Source organism: Anaerococcus hydrogenalis DSM 7454, assembly GCF_000173355.1.
In the GTDB taxonomy this organism is placed as follows: Bacteria; Bacillota; Clostridia; order Tissierellales; family Peptoniphilaceae; genus Anaerococcus; species Anaerococcus hydrogenalis.
In genome coordinates this window covers 1-1,176 of sequence record NZ_ABXA01000025.1, presented here as the reverse complement: position 1 = coordinate 1,176, position 1,176 = coordinate 1, and the positions used below count along the sequence as shown (strand labels likewise).

Below are 1,176 nucleotides of genomic sequence, written 5' to 3'. Positions count from 1 at the left end.
TAAAACTGGACACAATATTTAATTATTAGTTGTAGTGGATGCTAACCTATATCTTGTAGGTGGCATCCATTTTGTTTTCTCCTGAATTCTTTCGTTATTGTAATAATAGATATATTTTTCTATTGCTTCCGAAAATTCTTCAAAAGAGCTATAGCTCTTTTCGTAACCATAATAAACTTCATTCTTTAATCTTCCAAAAAAAGTTTCCATAATTGAGTTATCATAACAATTACCTTTTCTTGACATTGATTGAATTATACCATGTTTCTTAAGTTCATTTATATAATATTTATGTTGGTATTGCCAACCTTGATCTGAATGTAATATTAAGTTGTTTAGTTTTGGAAATTTATTAAATGCTTTTGTTAACATATTATATATTTGTTTTAAATTAGGACTTAAGGATAAGTCGTAAGAGATAATCTCATTGGTATACATATCAAGTATTGGAGAAATGTAGCATTTTCCCCATGAAAAGTTAAATTGAGATACGTCTGTACTCCATTTTTGAAAAGGTCTATTTGCCTTAAAGTTTCTGTCTATTAGATTATCAGCTATTTTTCCTACTTTTCCTTTGTATGAACGATATTTTTCTTTAGGTCTTTTGCCAAATAGTTTTAGTTCATGCATTATTCTCTGAACTTTTTTATGATTTATTGTATATCCTTGATTTAATAATTCTCTATATACTCGTCTAACTCCATACCTTCCTTTATGATGGTTAAATATCTCAGCTATTTTATTTTCCATATGCTTTTGCTAATACTAACAACATCAACTTTTTTCATTTCAAAATAGTATGTTGACCTTGGCAAATCAATAGCTATTAAAAGATATTTTAGTTTGTAGCCTTTTTCTTTGAGTTCTTTGACGATTGCTGCTTTTTCGCCTTGAGTCGCGCAGCGTAATTCTTTTCTCTCAAGGCGATTTCTTTTTTTATTATTTCGTTTTCTGCCTTTATATATTCATTTTCTGCTCTAAGTCTTATTAATTCTTCTCGTTCAGATTCATCAAGTTTTTTTGGTTTATGGATATTTGTTTTTTTCATAGTTATATTCTTAGGTTTACGACCTTTCTTTTTGTTTACAAGACCATTATATCCATAAATTTTATACTTGTTAACCCATGAATAAAGTTGTCCAGGATTAATACCGACTTCAATCGCTACAGACCCTA

2 protein-coding genes are annotated in these 1,176 nt (G+C 28.5%); both read right to left on the bottom strand.

What is annotated here, in order from left to right; translation table 11 throughout:
- Positions 1-18: 18 nt before the first annotated feature.
- A complete protein-coding gene (locus ANHYDRO_RS04475) occupies positions 19-750 on the bottom strand; it encodes an IS3 family transposase (protein ID WP_004814011.1) in 732 nt (243 codons plus the stop codon).
- Between the two features lie 88 nt (positions 751-838).
- A partial coding sequence (locus ANHYDRO_RS04470; protein WP_004814008.1) for a helix-turn-helix domain-containing protein occupies positions 839-1,176 on the bottom strand: 338 nt, incomplete at its 5' end.